Genomic DNA, 20,695 nt, shown 5'->3' on the forward strand with positions numbered 1-20,695 from the left:
AAAACCTCTATAATCTAATGATGTAATGAACAATATTTGCGCCGATAAAAGTAAATGGGATGGTGGCGGTTACATTTTGGCTACGTTTCAGAAATATTCCTAAATATTCTTGTTGGTGATGACTAACTAGTGGAGGATGATTTTAATGGCAACGCTCGAAGTGAAAGATCTGCACGTTGAGATTGAAGAAGAAAAGGACCAAACTCGCGAGATTTTAAAGGGTGTTAATTTAACCATGAATACCGGCGAGATTCACGCCATCATGGGACCTAACGGAACGGGTAAATCAACACTGTCACAGACCATCATGGGTAATAGCGCCTATCACGTTACGCAGGGTGACATTTTATTAAATGGTGAAAGCATCTTGGACATGCCAGTTGACGAGCGTGCTCGTAAAGGTTTGTTTTTAGCAATGCAATACCCAGCTGAGATCCAAGGCGTGACCAACGCAGAATTCTTACGGGCGGCAATTAATTCACGTCGGCCAGAAGATGACCAAATTTCAGTCATGGCTTTCTTAAAGGAACTGGATAAGAACCTTGAATTATTGGATATGAGTGAAGAAATGACGGAACGTTACCTGAATGAAGGCTTCTCAGGTGGCGAAAAGAAACGAAACGAGATCCTTCAGTTATTGATGATCAAGCCATCATTTGCCTTGCTAGATGAAATTGACTCTGGGCTTGATATCGATGCACTTCAAGTGGTATCAAAGGGTGTTAACTCAATGCGGGGTGACAACTTTGGCTCATTGATCATTACCCACTACCAACGCTTGTTGAACTATATCGTACCTGACGTGGTTCACGTGATGATGGGCGGTAAGATCGTGAAGAGTGGCGACGCTGAACTCGCTAAGAAACTTGAAAGCGAAGGCTACGCTGGTTTACGTGACGAATTAGGGTTGGATGTTAGTTTAGTTGACGACAACCGTTAAGGAGGGGTAGTTGTGAAGAGTGCAGTTCAAGATTATGAAGCAATCAAGGCTTCAGTTGAAGCAGCTGCTAACGAGCATGGCGAGCCACACTGGTTTGTTGATCGTCGGTTAGCCGCAATCGATGCCATGCAGGATTTAGCACTGCCACAAGTACAGCGCTATGACTACCATCGTTGGCCATTGATGGACAACATGGATCTGAGTTGGCACCGTTCAGATAAGGCGTTGGCGGATTCAGTTCCAGCCGCAACTGACCAAATTCGGTTTGTTCAAGTAGGTCAAACCACGGTTGCCATCAATTTACCAGATGAATTGGATGAACAAGGTGTCATTTTGACCGATATCTTCAGTGCCTTTCGTGAACATCCACGATTGACTGAGAAGTACTTTATGGATAAGGTCACCAAAGCCGATGAAAACAAGTTGACGGCTTATCACCAAGCCTTTTTAAACGCAGGGGTTTTCCTGTACGTGCCAAAGGGCGTGACCATCAAACAACCAATCGAAGCCTATTTGATCCAAGATAGTACGGTCAAACAAGCGATGGTGTCACACGTGTTGATCGTGGCTGAAGAAGACAGCAGCTTTTCATTCATTCAACATCTCAACACCAAAGGCGACGAACAAAACGCCGCCAGTTGCATGGTTGAAGTGCTCGCTCGTGCCAACAGTAACGTGCATTTCTCAAGTGTCGATGAATTGGGTGAACACACATACTCATTCCTTCACCGTCGAGCTAACCTCAGTCGCAATGCGCGGTTCGATTGGGCCATTGGGGTGGTTAACGACCAAAATACCCTGGGTGATTTCACCAGCGAATTGATTGGCGAAGGTGCACACTCAGAGTCAAAGGTGATTGCCGTTACCACGGGTAAACAAAGCAACGGGATCAATAACCGGGTTGTTAATAAGGGTAAGCACACGGTAGCCAACATTTCCCAACGTGGTGTGTTGCTTGAGAAGTCCGAATTGGTCTTCAATGGTATCGGTGACATTATCCATGGGGCCTCAGGTGCCAATGCGGAACAGGAAAACCGGGTGCTCATGATGTCAGATCAAGCTCACGGCGATGCCAACCCGATTTTGTTAATTGATGAAAACGACGTCATTGCCGGCCACGCTGCCAGTGTGGGTCAAGTTGATCAGAATCAACTGTACTATTTGATGAGTCGTGGGATTGATAAGGAACAAGCACAACGACTTGTTATTCGTGGTTTCTTAGGCCCAGTTCTGGAAGACATTCCGTTACCAGAAGTTCGTCAGGAAATGATTGAAGTGATTGAAAGGAAGCTTGAGGATGGCCAACACTTTAAGTAAACTTAACCAAGATTTTCCAATTTTGAATCAAACTGTTAACGATGAACAACTTGTTTATCTGGATAATGCAGCCACTGCCCAACGTCCAAACCAGGTGATTGAGGCACTGACCCATTTTTATCAGACGGACAACGCCAATGTTCACCGTGGAGTCCACACATTAGCTGAACGGGCGACCGCAGACTACGAAGAAGCGCGGCGTAAGTTGCAAGCGTTCATCAATGCACCAGAACCTGAAGAAGTCATTTTCACGAAGGGCTGTACGGATGGCTTAAACTTAGTTGCCAGCACGTATGGTGAGGCCAACATTAAAGCCGGCGACGAAATCGTCATTTCCATCATGGAACATCACAGTAACCTGATTCCATGGCAACAATTGGCGATTCGCAAGCATGCCACGTTAAAGTACATTCATTTAACTGACGATGGTGAGTTAGACTTAGATGAAACCGCACAATTGATTACCGATAAGACTAAGATCGTTGCCGTTGCCCACGCTAGTAACGTCATGGGCACCGTTAATCCGGTCAAGCAATTGGCCGCTTTAGCACATCAACACGGTGCTATTTTCGTCGGCGATGGTGCCCAATCGGTGCCACACATGAAAGTCGATGTCCAGGATCTAGACGTTGATTTTTACGCCTTTTCTGGTCACAAGATGATGGGCCCAACTGGCATCGGCGTCCTGTACGGCAAACGTGAACTGTTAGAAGCCATGCCACCTTATCAATTTGGTGGTGAAATGATCGGCTTTGTTCACCAATTTGACAGTACTTGGGCTGAATTACCTTACAAGTTCGAGGCAGGTACTCAAAACATTGCTGGGGCAGTTGGCCTTGGTGCTGCAGCTGATTACCTGACCAATATAGGGATGGATCAAGTTCAAGCCCACGAACAAGCAATCGTGAATTATCTATTACCGAAACTAGAGGCGATTGACGGTGTGACCGTTTATGGCCCACAAGATCCCGCTAAGCATACCGGAGTCATTGCGTTTAACCTGAACGACTTACACCCACACGATGTGGCAACGGCCTTAGACATGGAAGGCGTAGCAGTGCGTGCTGGTCACCACTGTGCGCAACCATTGATGGAATATTTGGGTCTGACTGCTACCGCACGTGCCAGTTTTTATTTGTACAACACCCAAGCAGATGCTGATCGCCTGCTTGAGGCACTTCAAGAGACAAAGGAGTTCTTCAATCATGGGACTAGCGAAACTAAATAATCTATACCGAGAAGTGATTTTGGATCATTCTGACCACCCACATCACAAACACGCTTTGGCGGATGCAACGCACAAAATTACGTTGAAAAATCCCACCTGTGGTGACGTGATCAACCTGGATGTTCAACTTTCCGATGATGACAAAATCACCGATATTGGCTTTACTGGCGAAGGCTGCACTATCAGCCAATCCAGTGCCAGCATGATGACTGACGCCGTCATGGGTAAATCAAAAGACGATGCCTTACACATGGCCAAGACATTTTCCGATATGGTGATGGGTAAAGAACACTCACAAGCAGATCTTGACCAGCTTGAAGATGCGGCAATTTTAAGCAACATCATGACCTTCCCTGCACGGATCAAGTGTGCAACATTGGCATGGTGGGCGCTTCAACGGGCATTGCTCAAAGATGAGTCAGGCGAAGAGGAAGGGGAAGTATAGCTTATGGCAGAAGGAACAGGCGCACAAGGTGTCCCAGACATCGTTGCCAAAGATCAAGACTATGAATACGGGTTCCACGATGATATCAAGCCGGCCTATTCAACTGGCCGTGGCTTAACTGAAGCGACCGTCCGTGAAATTTCGGCTGCAAAAAAGGAACCACAATGGATGTTGGATTATCGGTTGAAGGCGTACGAAGCCTACAAGAAGATGCCAATGCCAGATTACGGGCCAGATTTATCTGATCTAGATTTAAAAAACATGTTGTACTACCAAAAAATGACCGATAAAAAGTACCGTGATTGGGATGACGTCCCTGACGATTTAAAGAAGACCTTTGATCGGTTGGGGGTCCCTGAAGCTGAACGAAACTATTTAGCTGGATCATCTGCACAATACGAGTCTGAAGTGGTTTACCACAACATGCGTAACGACTTTGAAAAACTCGGGATTATCTTTACAGATACCGATACTGCTTTACGGGAATATCCAGAGTTATTTAAGAAGTGGTTTGGTAAGTTAGTGAAGCCCACCGATAACAAGTTTGCGGCGTTAAACGCTGCAGTTTGGTCAGGTGGCTCGTTCATCTATGTGCCAAAGGGTGTGCAGACTAAAACGCCAATTCAGTCATACTTCCGGTTGAACGCCGAAAACTCCGGTCAATTTGAACGGACATTGATCATTGTGGACGAAGGGGCGCGCGTGGACTACGTTGAAGGATGTACGGCACCAAACTATTCATCGGATAGTTTGCACGCTGCGGTCGTCGAAGTTAACGTTGAAAAGGATGCCTATTGTCGTTACACCACCATTCAAAACTGGTCGGATAACGTGTACAGTCTGGAAACGAAACGGGCTGCTGCCGAAGAAAACGCCACGATGGAATGGGTCGACGGCAACTTAGGGTCAAAAGTTACCATGAAGTACCCAAGTGTATACCTAAACGGTGAAAACGCCCGCGGCACGATGTTGTCAATTGCCGTTGCTTCAAACGGCATTCGGCAAGATTCTGGTGCCCGGATGATTCATAATGCACCGAATACGTCGAGCTCAATCGTATCGAAGTCAATTGCTAAAACCGGTGGTGCCACTGATTATCGTGGGACGGTTCGTTTTACCAAGAAATCGGATGGCTCAAAGGCTCACGTGGAATGTGACACGATCATTATGGACGATCAGTCATCATCAAACACGATTCCATACAACGAAATCTATAACGGTAACGTTGCCATGGAACACGAAGCCAAGGTCTCAAAGATTTCAGAAGAACAGCTCTATTACCTCATGAGTCGTGGTATTTCAGAATCTAAGGCCACTGAAATGATCATCATGGGCTTCGTCGAACCATTCACAAAGCAATTACCAATGGAATATGCGGTTGAATTGAACCGGTTGATTAGTTTTGAGATGGAAGGGTCAATCGGTTAAGGTGTGCAAGGTGCGTAAAGAGGCGTTTAGAGACTGGAGCCTAAGGCGTCCTGCACATAAAGCCCGAACTTAGCTTTATGTGCGGGACGCCTTAGGTGCAAGTCTCTGCCTCTTGTAGCCCGATTAGACTAGATATAAGTGGAGTGCCATAAGGCCCGAAGGGTTACTTTTAGTGCGAGCCATTGCTTTGTGTAGCCCGATAAGGCTAGATAAAAGTGGCGCACACATAAAGCGTCAAACTTTAATAAAATCAATCAAAAAGGAGCCAATGCCTCAACGAGAGAGACATTGGCTCCTTTTCCTAAAATGACGGTAATTCACAAATCATCCGCCCCAACGTCGGCTCATAAATCAGCTTCAACGGCGTCTGATAAGTCTGCTGCAATCGTTCTTCCGTCAACAACTCATCTGGCGTGCCAGTTTCAAATGAACCATCTGGCGAGAATAAACCAACCATATGACCCAATTGAAAAGCATGGTTCGGATTATGCGTGGTATGGATCACGGCAAAGTGGTGCTGCGCTAAATCCTGAATGAGTGCCAGTACTTGTCGCTGTCGGCCAAAATCCAACGCAGCGGTGGGTTCATCTAAAATGACCAACTGAGGTTCTTGAACCAACGCTTTAGCAATTGTTACGAGCTGAAATTGGCCACCACTGAGTGTGTTCACTTGCCGGTTTGCAAGTTGCGTCAAGCCTAATTGTGCAAGCGCGTCTTCAACCCGCGCATATTCTTCCGCACCGGGAGCTTGCGCAAACGACATATACGGTGTTCGGCCAGTAACGACGTAATCATTAACCGTTAAACTACCTGGATCAGGCACGTGCTGTGGGACGTAAGCGACCAACTGAGCAAGTTGTTTTACTGATTGCTTTGCTAAGGGCACGTTGTTCATACTGATGGTGCCACTGGTTGGCTTTAAAAGCCCCATCAGGCATTTTAACAGTGTTGATTTGCCAATCCCATTAGGGCCTAAGATCGTGAGTACTTGGCCAGCCTGGAGCTGGCAATTGATGTCTTGAAAAAGGACAGCTTGCTTAGGATAGTGATAGGCGAGGTGGGACACATCAAGTAAGCTCATCGCAGGGTCACCTTCCTTGTGGCTAGAATATAGATAAAGATTGGCGTCCCAATAAAGCCAGTTAGAATACTGAGCGGAATTTCACCAGCCGATAACGTACGAGCTAGTGTGTCCACAATCAACAAAAAGATGGCACCAATCAGACCAGAAAGCGGCAGTGAGTACCGGGTGTTGGGACCGACTAGCATTCGGGCCATGTGAGGCACCACGAGGCCAATCCAGCCAATCGTACCACTCAAGCACACTGAGGCAGCAGTTAAAACGGTCGCACAGAGCACGACGATGCGCCGTTCAGTTGTGACGTTAATGCCCATACTTTGAGCGGCCGCGTCACCGAGACCAAGGACCGTTAATCGCCAGCGCATGATAAATAAGACCAGCGTGCCCAAAAGCAGCATGGGCAGTACGGACATGAAACTATTAACGGTAACTTTCGATAAACTCCCCAGTTGCCAATAGACGATGTTTTGCAGTTGTGAATCGGGATCCGCCATGTACTTTAAAAGGCCTAAAATGGCCTGCATGAGACCGCTGACAACGACACCTGCCAACACTAAGGTCAAGTTGGTTGAACGTCCCATCAGGCGCGGAATCAACACACTCAGCATGACCGCAGCCAGGCCGACGATGAACGCGAGTACCTGGGTACCAAAGCTATGTAATCCAAGCAAAATGGCAAGCGCAGCGCCAACTGCCGCGCCGTTGGAGACGCCCAGTAAGTCGGGTGACACGAGCGGATTTTGAAAAATACTTTGATAAGCCGTCCCAGAAATGGCAAGGGCGGCACCAATGCCAACGGCGGCCAACATTCGAGGTAACCGTAAACTAAAAATGATGTTGCTTTCAATTGGACTGACCAGTGGTTGACCAGTGAATTGCGCTAATATTGCATCATACAAATGAGACATCGGAATCTGATAATTACCAAAGCAAAGCGAAATAATGGCAAGTAAAATTAGCGTCATTAATGCAAACATGATGGTCCGAAATTGATGATGGGTGGTCGAAATAGCGCTCACCGCCTTTCTAAAATCGATTGAATTTGAGCCACAAATTGTCTGAGCCGTTGCTGATCAGTCTTGTCCATTCGTAAATCAATCAGTAATGGGGCTACTGCACGAGTCGCACCAGTTGACTGCAATCGCGCGTCAAATTTGGTGACGGCTAAACCAAAGTCGTCGCCGTACGCAATATCACCGGAACCAGCTACCGCGTACGTGAGGTGCGTCAAATTGAGCTCACTTAACGCGTCGTACAGGTCCAAGCCCTCCTCAGGTAAATCACCTTCACCATAAGTATACGGAACGATCACGGCTAAGTCACACTGAAGTAAATCTTGTTCATTAAATTGTGACATTTCAACTTGAAGCGCATCAAAACCGCGAGCAACTAGCTCACTCGTGATAAATTCAGCAATCTCTTCATTATTCCCGGTCAGGGATGCGAAAATCACGCGTGCTGTGGTCATTCTCAACCCCTCTTTCTTAAGTCCAGTATATCATTTTCGATTTTGACAATTATTAGGGATTTGACTAATTCAATCAGGAATATTCTTTTGAAATAATAAGAGTTGTAATTAAGTTTAGGAAAAACGGGTGGTCAATATGTATTACCTCAACATCGGCGATTCACCAATTAATGTGGATGCGCTGTACCAAAAACTAAAGGATCCACAATACGGTGGCATCGTGACCTTTGTGGGAACGGTGCGACAGTGGACGGGTGACATTGAAACCAAATACATTGATTATTCTGCTTATCATCCGATGGCCGAAAAGCAACTTGAGAAATTAGCTGCGCCAATCGAAGCGAAGGGTGCACGAGTAGTCATCGCCCATCGAACCGGCCATTTGGAATTGACCGATGAGGCTGTTTTTGTCGGTGTGGCAGCTGCTCATCGTGGCGATGCATTTCGTTGGTGTGAGTATTTAATTGATACCCTGAAACAAGAAGTACCAATTTGGAAAAAAGAAACGGATACCGACGCTGTGAGATGGGGGGATTAGTGATGCAGATTCAAGTGAAATTGTTTGCAATGTTACAAGAAGCGCTGGGTGAGACCGTGACTGTTGAAGTGCCTGCCACGCCGAGTGCCGAGGAAATTAAGGGTGCGGTGAGTCAAATTGCACCAAATTTAAAGCAAATGATTCAGACATCGCGGTTAGCGGTCAACCAAGAATTTACCACCAATGCACCAATTCAGCTGCAGTCAACTGATGAAGTTGCGTTGATTCCACCAGTGAGTGGCGGTTAGGAGGAGCTAGAATGGAAAAACTATACGATAAGTACGATCGACTCCACGATTACGTCCGATTATCAATCACGGACCGCTGTAATTTACGGTGTGTGTACTGCATGCCCAAGGAAGGGTTACCGTTCTTTCCAACAGATCGAGTGCTCTCCCAAGACGAAATCGTGCAAATGATTCAAAACTTCGCTGATATGGGCGTTTCCAAGGTTCGAATTACGGGCGGTGAACCATTGCTGCGAACGGACGTCGTTGAAATTGTCCGTCGAATTAAGGCCATCGATGGCATTAATGATGTTTCAATTACGACTAACGGTTTGTTTCTTGCTAAGAAAGCAGCTGCCCTAAAAGAGGCCGGCCTCGACCGGTTAAACATCAGTTTGGACACCTTCAAAGCTGATCGTTACAAAGAGATTACGCGTGGTGGCAATATCAACCAAGTCCTTGAGGGCATCGACACAGCCAGCAAGTTACATTTTAAGAAAATCAAACTCAATATCGTCTTGATTCGTGGCCAAAATGAAGATGAAGTTTTAGACTTTTTGCACTATACTAAAGACCATGATATCAATGTTCGCTTCATTGAATTTATGCCGATTGGGAACCCACTAAAAACCTGGCAAAAGGAGTATGTTGGGTTAAAGAATGTGTTTGAAACGGCGGATGAAGCTGGCCTGGCTTATCACCCAATTGAGTTGAAGGGGAATGGGCCATCTGATAACTATCAAATTGAGGGGTATCAGGGCAGTTTTGGGTTGATTCACCCAATCAGTTCCAAGTTCTGTGAAAATTGTAACCGCCTTCGAATTACGGCGGATGGTTACGTTAAAGCCTGCTTATACTGGAATGAAGAAATTGATATTCGTAAGGCGATTCCAGACAAAGCGGCCTTCCGTGAACTGATTCAAAAGGCACTGGACAACAAGCCTTTGAATCACGAAATGGCGATGGCTGAAACTGATCGGATTATTGATAAGGCGCCAACTTGGCGTCATATGAGTCAAATAGGAGGGTAATATTATGGCAACGCAAGAAGATGTGGCACATGGTAGTCGGTATAACGCATACATGGCGTTAATTCTATCAACGATTGCAATGATTGTTTGTTTTATGTCTTGGTCTAACTTCGCACCACTGGCTGCGCAGGTAGCAAAAATGTTTGGTCTATCAGTTGGCCAAAAGACCTTATTGTTAGCAACGCCAGTTTTACTGGGGTCGATCATGCGGATTCCAGTCGGGATTTTAAGTGACAAATATGGTGGCAAGAAAGTATACATTATTTTAATGATTTTCATTTTAATTCCACTGTTCATGATCACTAAGGTCCACACTTTTGGTATGTTATTGTTCGCAGCCTTACTCGTTGGGATGGCTGGGACTTCATTCGCGGTCGGGGTTTCCTATGCGTCGGTTTGGTTTCCAAAGGAAAAGCAAGGCTTTGCGTTAGGAATCGTTGCCATGGGTAACATGGGTAACGCCGTTGCAGCGTTGACTTTACCAAGAATCTCAGCGTCAAAGGGCTTTACGAACGTGTACTATTTCTTGATGATTATTACGGTAATCATTATGGTTTTATTCGCAATTTTCTGTAAGGAAATGCCAACGGATAAGACCAAGTCAGTAGCCGGTGCTTTGTCAGTCGCTAAGGAAAGCAATACTTGGTATCTTTCATTATTTTACTTCTTAACGTTCGGACTGTTCGTGTCATTCACGAACCTGACGCCAATGTTTCTCGGGGACATCTTTGGTATCAACGCTGTTACGGCTGGGTTGTACGCCGCACTCTTTGCCTTCTTATGTACAATTGTTCGGCCCATCGGTGGCTCTGCCGCTGACAAATTCCGACCAATGTCGATGTTACAGTGGATCTTCATCATTATTGCAGCGTTCTCGTTAGTCATCATGTTCTCATTCAAGTCACAACCACTATTTATCTTAGGCATTGTCGGGACCGGCTTGGCTGCTGGTTGGGGCAACGGGGTCATCTTCAAGATGGTGCCCGAAGTTTCTAAGGGTAACACTGGTGCCGTAACTGGTTTCGTTGGGGCCGTTGGTGGTCTTGGTGGCTTCTTCCCACCATTAGTTGTGGGTTGGATCAAAGGCTGGACCGGCAGTTATCAATGGGGCATTGCCTTACTGGTCTTGACCGCCTTAGTTTGCTGGTACATGCTTCGGCGTCGCTTCATTAAAGGTGACGTACACATCGTTAAATAAATCGCAATTATATCGTGGAGGGTTTAGCTATGAAGGTTTTATCACCGGATACAACGGTTTCGGAAGGTCCAGATCGACTGTTATCGCAGCATCATTTATCAATAGTTCGACTTGTGTTGCCAAAGGGTGATACAATTAAGAGGCACAGGTCATTGATGACAGTGACTGTGGTCGCCATCAAAGGTTCCATTCAATTTCACACTGATGACGAAGAGACCACTTTGGTACCTGGGAAAGCCGTTGTCATGGCACCAGGTGAATTTCATTGGCTTGAAGCACCCGATGAAGCCGGTGAAGTCATGGTGGTTCACGGCGTCTTAGCACAATAAACCGCAATCACTGCGTTATAAATAGGAGGTTCTTGATATGTCAGAAGAAGTTGGCGAAAAGTTCTCGCCCGTTGAAAACAAAGTTATGACTGCCCTAGAAGACGTGATCGATCCGGAACTCGGCATCGATATGGTTAACCTAGGCTTAATCTACGATATTAATGTGGACGAAAAGGGTCAATGTGTAGTGACGATGACCTTGACCACCATGGGTTGCCCATTGGGTAACTTGTTGGCGGATTCAATCAATAGTGCTGTACTTTCCGTTGAAGGTGTCACTGCCTGTGACATCAACTTGGTTTGGGAGCCAGCATGGGATATTAACCGTATGAGTCGGTTTGCTAAGGTGGCCCTTGGCATTCACGGCTAGTCAAGCTAGATAGGATTGATAGTATGAATATCGGCAAATTTGTTGAGCGGCGCAAAGCTTTGCGCATCTCACAGGTCAAGATGTGTGAAGGCATCTGTACCCAATCAACGTTGAGTAAGTTTGAGAGTGGCGGTCACATTCCATCACTCGTGATTTTAACTAAACTTTGCGCACGGATCGGTCTCACCATTGATGACTTAAATGAATCGGATACAATCACCGCTAACCAACTCCAGGCTCAATTAGACGACCTAGAGCAAGAATTAGTGATGGAAAATTATCAGGGCGTATTAGCTGGCCTCTCACAAATTGACGAACAGCAGCTTGACTCAATCCTGTTAAAGATGCAGTTCTACTATTTGCGCGGTTTACTAGGCGCACTGATCAATCAGCCACCAGAAGAAGTTTTGTATGATTTTTCGCAAATTTTAAATGATTTGGACGAGAGTCATGAAACGATTTTTACCCAACTCGTTTACGTCGGCTCTGGTGTGATGTATAACCGGATGCAGCAGGCCGACCGCGCCAACTTCTACTTTAAGAAGGTCCATGCCTTTATAAAGAACGTGATGAAGGATGAAAAACTGTACTTCAGACGTGTGGGTGACAATTACTTACGGTTATTGACAATGGTGTTCTTTACCGCTAGCTACTACAACGGTGTTGGTAAGCTGAAACAAAGCAAGCAGTTGGTGGCGACGGGTGTTGAGATTTGTGCCCAACACCACGTCACCTACTTCTTGCCGCGATTGAAGTTTTTAGCCGCTAAGAACGCGATTGAAGAGGGACAAGAAAAGGCTGTCGTGGATCGTTTGATCAATGAAGTGCTGGCCTTTGCCCGAATTAATGAGAATCAAGTCATTGAAGTGAAGGCGGCAGCGCTGACCACCCGTTATGCAAAGGGCGAGTCTTTGGTCGATTTGACGCCTTAGTGCCCAACGCAATACTGATGTGTTGAAAATTAATAACATCTGTGAATAGGATGATTGCCGATAGTGGCAGTTGTCCTATTTTTCATATCGTGAAAACTGATGTTAGCAGTGATTTACAAGATGCTTGTCAGACTATCTACGTTTCTAGATAACTTAGAAAAACGGTTTCATAAAAGTATAGGGTGGATTGGTAGATTATGGTATGATGAATTTGTAATAATAAAGTTATCTTTGGATAGGTATTTTACTTTTGGACCATGGGGAGGTCTCAGGATGAATAAGCGGAATTGTCTAGAAAAAAAGGTACATTATAAAATGTTTAAGGCTGGTAAAAATTGGCTGTTTGTCAGTATGACAAGTGTCGCCGTGTGGGGGAGTGTATTTATCAGTACGTCGATGACGGCCAATGCTGATACTGCTGAAGTAACAACGACCAATACGCAAACAGCAACTCAAGGTACGCCAGCAACCGATGCAGCCCAATCGAGTACGGCAGCGTCAGACGTGCAGGCAACTACACCGGCAAAAACTGAATCGACGACGAAGACAACGGATGAAGCCACTGGTAACACTGAGCCTGAACAATCTCTGGTTTCGCCGACTCAATCGGCGACAGCAGCTACTACTGCGACGAACAGCATCACATCGAGTAGTCAAAAACAAGTCACACTAAAACCGGTAGCAATCAAAGCGACTTCGGCGTCCATATTGGGCACGCCAAAGACTGACGTGGCGGATGTCGCCAACGAGCACGTCGACTTACTGATTGGCCAATCACAGACAACCGAACCAGCCGAAGTTAACGTTAACGGTGAGAGCCGTTACATGTTAGGTGCGACTGGTCGATTCGATATCGATGGTGATAAAGTTGTTGCTGGGGCGAGTTTTGCCATTGCTAACTTAAGCATGGTCGCAGACGCCAGTGGGTACACAGTCCCACTCCAAAGCGATGGGGCTTCAATTGGCGGGTCGGTGGTGAACCAAGAAGGTAGGTCCATCGGCAGTGTCACGTTTGACAATGGGCAACTGAATTTTAGGGTTGCGGATAATTTTAGTCAGTCAGATACACCACTCTTAGGGATGGCTACCTTGTACTTCAACGGGCCATGGATGATGGTGATCAATTATCAAACCCCGGTTGATACCATTCGTAAAATGCCATTCTCAAATACCCTGCAGATTTCGTCATTGGACGGAACGGTACTAAATAGTTACAAGTTTAATTTTAGTGAAGTTAACGTGATACCACTCGATAAGTGGCTACCAACTTACTTAGTGATCAATAGTAGTGCTGCCGATACCCGGGTCAACGCGATGCAGACCACTGAAGTAATTCCAAACGTTGACGTTTTGCGTCAGTTGCAAGCATCAGGCGGTCAAACTGGTGATACGGTTTCTAAATCAAATTATCAGTTTGCCTATCATGTTTCTGCTGATCATTTATTTAAGTTCAAAGATAGTTTTGTTGATTTGTGGGGATTCGTTGCCAATTCGGACTCGAAAGAATTGGTTCGAATCGATCGACCGGGATTTAGTGCACCTTGGTTTGTCAAAACGGGTACTCGGGCCGAATACCAAGCTAAGAATGGTGCTACTTTGCAAGAATTAGAGGCACTTAATTTCGATGGTGCAGCCTATTCACTTCAAAGTGATGGCAGTTACCTGTTTTACTTTAATTTGCCAGCTGCCGAAGTTTCGGTAAAAGATGACACCTTAAACACCAAACAATCTGTTGAGGCCTCGTTTGACACTAGTTTTGACGCCGCTAGTCAAGCAACTCATGATTACTACATGGGTGCAATGGCGGGCATTCCACCGGTTTTTCAGCCGGTCATGGAATTTGACTTTGAAAACGAATATATTCCCAACACCGTCACGATGGATATGCTGGATCTAAATACTGGCGCCACGATTGATAGTAAAACCGTAACATCTGTGCCAAATCAGATTAACTTGAATGGTCAATCGTTGGCTGTCTACCATTACATTGATGCTGATTCTGGTGAGGTATTGCATACTGTTCAACTCGGCAGTTATTACACGCCAGATGGTACGAATTTGGAAACGGCACCAGCTACTGAAATTAGTGGCTATGAGTTGCTAACAAAAGTACCAGATGATTATCAGTTACCAGTGAACGCCGAGGGGACTGCGATTGCGGCCGATACACTAGAGGTATCGCGACCACAAACTGCGAACCTTATTAGCAACTATTATCTGTTGTATCAGACCAGTCGTGAGGTGAAAACTGCGACCAAAACGGTGACGCAGACGATTCATTATCTTGACGCTCAGGATCATAGTCACGTCTTGTCCCGGCCAAAGACACAGACGTTGAATTTCGCCGAAAACGCATTGTACGAGGATGCAACCGGTGATTTGCTCGGCTATGACACCGATGGGGACCGACGCGTGAATACGACGGTTGCCGATGAAGGCTGGCTACCGTCTGAGCAGTCCTTTACCGCCGTTCAATCACCCGATTTAACTAATGAAGGTTATGGTGTGGCAAGTCAGCCAACCGTTGCTGCCACGGCTGTTAGCGCTGCTGCGGTGACTGATGGGCAACAATTTAACGTTGACGTTTACTACGACCACGGTAGTAGTGACATCAAAACCGAGACCAAAACGGTGACACGAACGATTACCTATGTTGATGCTAACACCCGCCAAATGGTGGCGAACACGGTCACACAACCCGTTGAACTGTCTCGGACAATCACCACGGATGCTGTGACAAAGGCGGTGACTACTAGTGCTTGGACCGTAACAGCGGGTGCCTATGCCGCAGTTAATTCTCCGGACCTCTCAACTCAAGGCTATGGTCCAGCCAGCCAGAATGTTGACGCAGTGACTGTAAATGGCGACACGACTGATATGGCAGTTGAAGTCCTGTATGAACACCGGGTACGGCCAACCAACGAAGTCAAAACGGTTACGAGAACTATTCACTATTTGGACCGTCAAACCAATGCTGTACTGGCTGAACTACGAACACAGCAAGCCGCGTTTACCCGAACCAGTAGTGAAGACCTTGTCACTCACGTAGTCACAACGACTGATTGGCAGCCTGAAAAAGCCAATCTACTAAATGTCACATCACCAGATTTGACAGAATCAGGCTATCAGACACCAAGCCAGGTTACCGTCGGACCTTTAACTGTAACGCCGACTAGTGGGGATGTGGAGGTCAATGTTTACTATGACAAGGTGACTAGCCCTGCTCAACCGAGTCAGCCAACTGAGCGGAGCGAGCCAACAACGTCGGTAACACCGACTCAACCAGTTCAGCCTGTGGCACCAACCACGCCAACGACACCTTCGACACCGGTTCAACCAACAACGTCAGTTACACCAACTCAACCAGTAACACCAAATGAGTCGATTGAACCGACATTACCGGTTAATCGGATTGATCAAACCGTTACGCCTCGCTTAACTGAAGCGAAGCAACAAGCCAATTCGACCATTGGAGTGACAGATGCAGAGGCAAAGACATTGATTCAGCGAAATCAAACGCAAACACCAATGTTGCCACAAACCAATGAATCTCAATCAGTTGCTTCGTTGATTGGACTGGGATTGGTAACTGTTTTGACAGGCTTAGGTGTGCAAAAGAAGAAGCGTCGTGAGTAATTGATAAATAGGGTTAATATGTAGTTCATTGAAAGAGCCGTCCAATGATTGGACGACTTTTTTGCTATTTTAAAGTGATGAAGGCTAACAATCTTTTGCTTAACAGCGTTGACAGCCACCGCACCTAAAGCGCATATTGAGATTAAATTATGATGCAATGAGGTGAAATGATGCAACTCTTAATTAGTGACCCATCCGAATTGACCATGTTGACTCGACAAGCAGAAATTCAGCTTTTCTTTCAACACATTGGGTATCAATTGACTTATTCGGATGCAGACGGTTTACAGCTTAAGAGTGCGTATGCCACTGTTCAACTGACGACACCGGTGTTATTTGTGCGCTATGACCGAGAGCACTTTTTAAGCGTTCGAATGGAAAAGGTTGAACAACAATTACCGTATGTCCAATAAGCCGAAACAAAAAAACGGGTACCCGAACAGTCAACGACAAGTCGGATACCCGTTTAAAAATACGGTTGAGACTAGATTTTTTTGGTGATCTGATATTCTTTAGAAGCGTTCTGTTGCTTGGTTTGCTCCTTCAGGTGCGTAATCTCATTGTCTGCCAGGAACACATCAAAGCTCGTTTTGTTGACGCCTTTGACGACCAAGACATGACCATCTTGAATTTGGTTGGACTCACGATAAATTTGAGCGGTTCGAACAGCTTCATCGTAATCGTGGAAGTTGCCAATCGAATCACCTGGGTTAAATAAAATCAAATTATCCATTAAAATCACTCCATTCATGGTTCAAGTTCATTATACCGCAATCGCTTACATTTCACTAATCTAAAGAAAACCTTATGTGGTATGATGTTTGCTAGTATTACAGCGTTTTTTTTGCTAAAATAAAGTTTGTTTTTAATTGTGCTCCAGCCTTTGTCCGGTTGACAAGGGCTGGCACAAGTTCGACGTGCAAAATGGCGTCAATGAAACTGTAAATAGATGGGAAAAAGGGGATAACAAACATGTGTGGATTTGTTGGATACGTCAACCAATCAGATGTTCCTAGCGATACAATTGTGAAGATGGCGAACCGAATTCGTCACCGCGGACCAGATGATGAAGCTTACTTTAGCGATGAAAAGGCCACAATGGGCTTTCGTCGTCTATCAATTATTGACTTGGCTCATGGTAAGCAGCCTATGTACAACAATGATCAAACCAAAGTTTTAACCTTTAACGGTGAAATTTATAACTACCAAGAGATTCGTGAAGAACTTAAAGGTCTTGGTTACGAATTTAAGACAGACGTTGATTCAGAAGTCTTGATTCACGGCTACGATGCTTGGGGCCCAGATTTGCTCCAACGTTTACGTGGTATGTTTGCGTTTGTTATCTATGATTCAAAGACCGGTGAAGTGTTTGGTGCCCGAGATCACTTTGGTATCAAGCCGCTTTACTACTATGATGACGGCAACACATTTTTGTGGGCCTCAGAAATCAAGGCGTTCTTGGAACACCCTAATTTCAAAAAAGAATTTAATGAAGACTTACTTGCCATTCACTTGAGCTTTGAATTCATTCCATCAAAGGACACGATGTTTAAGAACGTCTTCAAGTTAATGCCGGGTCATTACTTCTTGCACCGGGCCGATGGTCACACTGAGACTCATGAATACTACAAGTTCTCATATGACAACATTGATGAGAATCAAACCATCGAAGGTGACGCTAAAAAGATTCGTAAGATCGTGGACGAGTCAGTTGATGCGCACATGATTGCCGACGTTGAAGTTGGTAGTTTCTTGTCTAGTGGGATCGATTCAAGTTATGTCTTGAATGAAGCCGCTAAACTCAAGCCAATCCAATCATTCTCACTTGGCTTCAATGATTCCAAGTACAGTGAATTAAGTTGGTCAACTGAATTTGCTAAAGAAATCAAGCAGCAAAACACGCCATTGACCATGACTGGTGACGATTACTTCGACATTTTGCCAACCATCATGTACTACATGGACGAACCACTTTCAAACCCTTCAGCTATGCAGTTATACTACCTGTCAAAGGGCACCCGTCAAAAGGTGAAGGTTGCCTTATCTGGTGAAGGTGCTGATGAGTTCTTCGGTGGCTATAACACTTATCTAGAAGCTAAGCCGTTTGAAACTTACCAGAAGTACGTCCCTGGTTTCGTTCGTAAGGGCCTCGCTAAGGCAGTTGTTAACTTGCCTCGTTTCCACGGTCGTCGTTTCTTAGTTCGTGGTGCTCAGCCATTAAGCGAACGGTATTACCGTGTCAACTACGTATTTGACTACCATGATCGCGAACGCATCTTGAAGCACCCAGAATTAAACCGGGATGCCGGTGAATACACCAAGCACATCTTTGATGACGTGAAGGGTAAGGACGAGATGACTCAGATGCAGTATTTTGACATCAACACTTGGTTACCTTACGACATCTTGCATAAAGCTGACCGGATGAGCATGTGTAACTCGCTGGAAGTTCGGACACCGTTGGTTGATAAAGAAGTCGCCAAGTTTGCGGCAACGATGCCAATCAAGACCCGGATTCGGGGCACTGAAACCAAGGTCTCACTGCGGACTGCTGCACTTTCTGAATTACCAGAGCGAGTTGCCAAGAAGGAAAAACTTGGTTTCCCATCTCCAATCGCCAGCTGGATCAAGGAAGATAAGTATCGTAAGCGGATCGAAGAAGCTTTCACGTCAGACGTTGCCCAAAAGTTCTTTAACACGGATGCTCTTTTAGAGATCCTCCAAGAACACATTAACGGCAAGTCATCGATGCAAAAAATCTTCACCATTTACACGTTCATTTTATGGTACCAAGTCTTCTTCCCAGAAGAGACCTCTGCTGATACCATCAGCAAGGTTAAGCGGACTGATATCGATAAGATTCCAGTTGCCAACTAAGCTCAGATTAATTTAACTAAAAAATGAGAAACCGGCCGCAATGTCGGTTTCTTTTTTGATGAAAACGTGAAATAATAGAGACTAGGACTCAATTAATTGGAGATGAATAAGCCATGTCACTTGATATGACCCAAGTGGTGACTTTATTAGATGAGCATCATTTATTAACTGAAGTGACGACGTTAAACGATCGACAGACGTTTAGCAATGTCACGTACAATTCAAAAACGGTGAAGCCCGGTGCGCTGTTCTTTTGCAAGGGTAATTTTAAACCGGACTACTTAGCATCTGCCAAGGCAGCAGGGGCCACGGCCTACGTATCGGAACGAGCTTATGATGAAGGGGACGGCATGACTCGCATCATCGTGAACAATATTCAAAAAGCCATGTCTTTATTAGGCGCAGCCTTTTATGACTATCCTCAAAACGACTTATTTATCATTGCGTTTACTGGTACCAAGGGCAAGACGACCTCATCGTACTTTACCTATGGCATCGAGCAGATTCACACGCATGACCGGGTTGCACTTTTTTCAACCATCGATCGCATCGTTGGTAACGCGCCAGAGGATCGGTTCAAATCCGATCTGACGACACCTGAATCGCTCGACTTGTTCCGCGATATGCGACGAGCTGTCGATAATGGTATGAGTCACCTTGTGATGGAAGTTTCCTCACAGGCGTACAAGAAGAACCGGGTTTACGGCTTAACTTATGATGTCGGCATTTTCCTTAACATTACGCCAGATCACATTGGTGAAAACGAGCATCCAACTTTTGCGGACTACTTATACTGTAAATCACAATTGTTGGTGAACGCGAAAACCTGCATTATCAATGCTGAAACTGATCATTTAGCTGAGGTGTATCAAACGGCTAAGTCAACGACTGAACCAGATCACATTTACCTCTACGCGCGTGAAGGTGCTCAGCTTAGTGAGAACGTGCCCTTAGATGTGACCTTTAAGAACGTTAACGAAACGTTACATCAAAGTGACTTTGAAGTGACCGGTTTGTCAGAAAAGGGCAAGCAACTTCAAGTTAACGGTGCTTATGAGCTTCACGTGCCAGGTGATTATAACGAAAGCAACGCGGTGAGTGCGATTATGGCCAGTGCATTAGCCGGCGCTTCCAGCACTGATGCTGTACAAGCACTAACGGACGTGCATGTGCCCGGTCGAATGGAAATGGTGACGAGTGCGGATCATGGCACCATTTACATTGACTATGCGCATAATTATGCAAGCTTAAAGGCGTTGTTGAGTTTCTTACGAACGCAAACAGACGCTGGCCGAGTTATCGTAGTCCTTGGTAGCACCGGTAACAAGGGTGTTTCTAGACGCCAAGGTTTTGGCCAGGCACTCAGCGAAGAAGCTGACGTGGCCATTTTAACCACCGACGACCCTGGCTTTGAGGACCCCAAGAAGATTGCCGAAGAAATCGATGCGCACATCGATCATCAATCAGTGCAGGTCCAGTACGTGATGAATCGCGCTGAGGCCATCCAAACTGCAATTAAAATGAGTCATCAAGATGACATCGTTGTGCTGGCCGGTAAGGGTGAGGACAACTATCAAAAGGTGAATGGCGTCAACACACCGTACGCAACAGACGTCACAATTGCCAAAAACGCTGTGGAGGAACTGTAAA

General features: G+C 45.7%; 20 protein-coding genes. 16 read left to right on the plus strand and 4 right to left on the minus strand.

Translation table 11 applies throughout. The annotated features are described in order from the left end of the window. Positions 1-145 precede the first annotated feature (145 nt). The 5 genes from sufC to sufB are packed head-to-tail and all read left to right on the plus strand — an operon-like array spanning position 146 to position 5,358. A complete protein-coding gene (gene sufC / locus FD04_RS05465) occupies positions 146-940 on the plus strand; it encodes a Fe-S cluster assembly ATPase SufC (RefSeq protein ID WP_056947581.1) in 795 nt (264 codons plus the stop codon). Between the two features lie 12 nt (positions 941-952). Continuing rightward, positions 953-2,257 carry a Fe-S cluster assembly protein SufD gene (sufD, locus tag FD04_RS05470; RefSeq protein ID WP_056947583.1) on the plus strand — a complete coding sequence of 435 codons (1,305 nt, stop codon included), beginning with the start codon at positions 953-955 and terminating at the stop codon, positions 2,255-2,257. Further along, entirely contained in the window at positions 2,238-3,485 is a 1,248-nt protein-coding gene (locus FD04_RS05475) for a cysteine desulfurase (protein ID WP_056947585.1), read from the plus strand. Before sufD ends, FD04_RS05475 begins: the two co-directional genes overlap by 20 nt. Further along, positions 3,463-3,930, plus strand: coding sequence for a Fe-S cluster assembly sulfur transfer protein SufU (gene sufU, locus FD04_RS05480; protein WP_054699740.1), 468 nt, complete (start codon positions 3,463-3,465; stop codon positions 3,928-3,930). Before FD04_RS05475 ends, sufU begins: the two co-directional genes overlap by 23 nt. 3 nt (positions 3,931-3,933) lie before the next feature. Next, on the plus strand, positions 3,934-5,358 hold the full coding sequence (gene sufB, locus FD04_RS05485; RefSeq protein ID WP_056947587.1) for a Fe-S cluster assembly protein SufB: 1,425 nt from the start codon (positions 3,934-3,936) through the stop codon (positions 5,356-5,358). A 301-nt stretch (positions 5,359-5,659) separates the two neighbouring features. On the opposite strand, the gene FD04_RS05490 is transcribed toward sufB, so the two are convergent. Genes FD04_RS05490 through FD04_RS05500 form a run of 3 tightly spaced genes read right to left on the minus strand, consistent with a single transcriptional unit; the run spans position 5,660 to position 7,907 of the window. Beyond that, positions 5,660-6,439, minus strand: a complete 780-nt coding sequence (locus FD04_RS05490; protein ID WP_056947588.1) for an ABC transporter ATP-binding protein — start codon at positions 6,437-6,439, stop codon at positions 5,660-5,662. Continuing rightward, on the minus strand, positions 6,436-7,416 hold the full coding sequence (locus tag FD04_RS05495; RefSeq protein WP_054700087.1) for a FecCD family ABC transporter permease: 981 nt from the start codon (positions 7,414-7,416) through the stop codon (positions 6,436-6,438). Before FD04_RS05495 ends, FD04_RS05490 begins: the two co-directional genes overlap by 4 nt. Positions 7,417-7,454: 38 nt before the next feature. Then, the gene (locus tag FD04_RS05500; RefSeq protein WP_054699745.1) at positions 7,455-7,907 is read right to left on the minus strand and encodes a flavodoxin domain-containing protein; all 453 of its coding nucleotides are present in this window, start codon (positions 7,905-7,907) and stop codon (positions 7,455-7,457) included. Between the two features lie 136 nt (positions 7,908-8,043). On the opposite strand from FD04_RS05500, the gene FD04_RS05505 reads away from it, so the two are divergent. The 9 genes from FD04_RS05505 to FD04_RS05545 all read left to right on the plus strand — a co-directional run bounded on the left by FD04_RS05505 (position 8,044) and on the right by FD04_RS05545 (position 16,581). Then, the gene (locus FD04_RS05505; RefSeq protein WP_054699747.1) at positions 8,044-8,445 is read left to right on the plus strand and encodes a molybdenum cofactor biosynthesis protein MoaE; all 402 of its coding nucleotides are present in this window, start codon (positions 8,044-8,046) and stop codon (positions 8,443-8,445) included. A gap of 2 nt (positions 8,446-8,447) precedes the next feature. Then, positions 8,448-8,693 (plus strand): MoaD/ThiS family protein, encoded by a 246-nt coding sequence (locus FD04_RS05510; protein WP_054699749.1) that lies wholly within the window; start codon positions 8,448-8,450, stop codon positions 8,691-8,693. Between the two features lie 11 nt (positions 8,694-8,704). Then, entirely contained in the window at positions 8,705-9,703 is a 999-nt protein-coding gene (gene moaA / locus FD04_RS05515; protein WP_056947590.1) for a GTP 3',8-cyclase MoaA, read from the plus strand. A gap of 4 nt (positions 9,704-9,707) precedes the next feature. Beyond that, positions 9,708-10,901: a nitrate/nitrite transporter gene (locus tag FD04_RS05520; protein WP_054699750.1), complete on the plus strand. Its 1,194-nt coding sequence runs from the start codon at positions 9,708-9,710 to the stop codon at positions 10,899-10,901. 29 nt (positions 10,902-10,930) lie between these two features. Continuing rightward, positions 10,931-11,230 (plus strand): cupin domain-containing protein, encoded by a 300-nt coding sequence (locus FD04_RS05525; protein ID WP_054699752.1) that lies wholly within the window; start codon positions 10,931-10,933, stop codon positions 11,228-11,230. Between the two features lie 37 nt (positions 11,231-11,267). Next, positions 11,268-11,600 carry a metal-sulfur cluster assembly factor gene (locus FD04_RS05530; protein WP_054699754.1) on the plus strand — a complete coding sequence of 111 codons (333 nt, stop codon included), beginning with the start codon at positions 11,268-11,270 and terminating at the stop codon, positions 11,598-11,600. Positions 11,601-11,623: 23 nt separating this feature from the next. Next, a complete protein-coding gene (locus tag FD04_RS05535; protein WP_054699756.1) occupies positions 11,624-12,532 on the plus strand; it encodes a helix-turn-helix domain-containing protein in 909 nt (302 codons plus the stop codon). A gap of 273 nt (positions 12,533-12,805) precedes the next feature. Beyond that, positions 12,806-16,168, plus strand: coding sequence for a mucin-binding protein (locus tag FD04_RS05540; RefSeq protein ID WP_056947592.1), 3,363 nt, complete (start codon positions 12,806-12,808; stop codon positions 16,166-16,168). 170 nt (positions 16,169-16,338) lie between these two features. After that, a complete protein-coding gene (locus tag FD04_RS05545; protein WP_054699762.1) occupies positions 16,339-16,581 on the plus strand; it encodes a hypothetical protein in 243 nt (80 codons plus the stop codon). A gap of 71 nt (positions 16,582-16,652) precedes the next feature. On the opposite strand, the gene FD04_RS05550 is transcribed toward FD04_RS05545, so the two are convergent. Continuing rightward, on the minus strand, positions 16,653-16,901 hold the full coding sequence (locus FD04_RS05550) for a hypothetical protein (protein WP_054699764.1): 249 nt from the start codon (positions 16,899-16,901) through the stop codon (positions 16,653-16,655). A gap of 239 nt (positions 16,902-17,140) precedes the next feature. Here FD04_RS05550 and asnB point away from each other — a divergent pair, with 239 nt between their 5' ends. Both asnB and FD04_RS05560 read left to right on the plus strand, forming a co-directional pair. Beyond that, the gene (gene asnB / locus FD04_RS05555) at positions 17,141-19,045 is read left to right on the plus strand and encodes an asparagine synthase (glutamine-hydrolyzing) (RefSeq protein ID WP_056947595.1); all 1,905 of its coding nucleotides are present in this window, start codon (positions 17,141-17,143) and stop codon (positions 19,043-19,045) included. A gap of 113 nt (positions 19,046-19,158) precedes the next feature. Further along, entirely contained in the window at positions 19,159-20,694 is a 1,536-nt protein-coding gene (locus FD04_RS05560; protein WP_056947597.1) for a UDP-N-acetylmuramoyl-L-alanyl-D-glutamate--2,6-diaminopimelate ligase, read from the plus strand. Position 20,695 lies beyond the last annotated feature (1 nt).

It is taken from the genome of Secundilactobacillus odoratitofui DSM 19909 = JCM 15043 (assembly GCF_001434895.1).
In the GTDB taxonomy this organism is placed as follows: Bacteria; Bacillota; Bacilli; order Lactobacillales; family Lactobacillaceae; genus Secundilactobacillus; species Secundilactobacillus odoratitofui.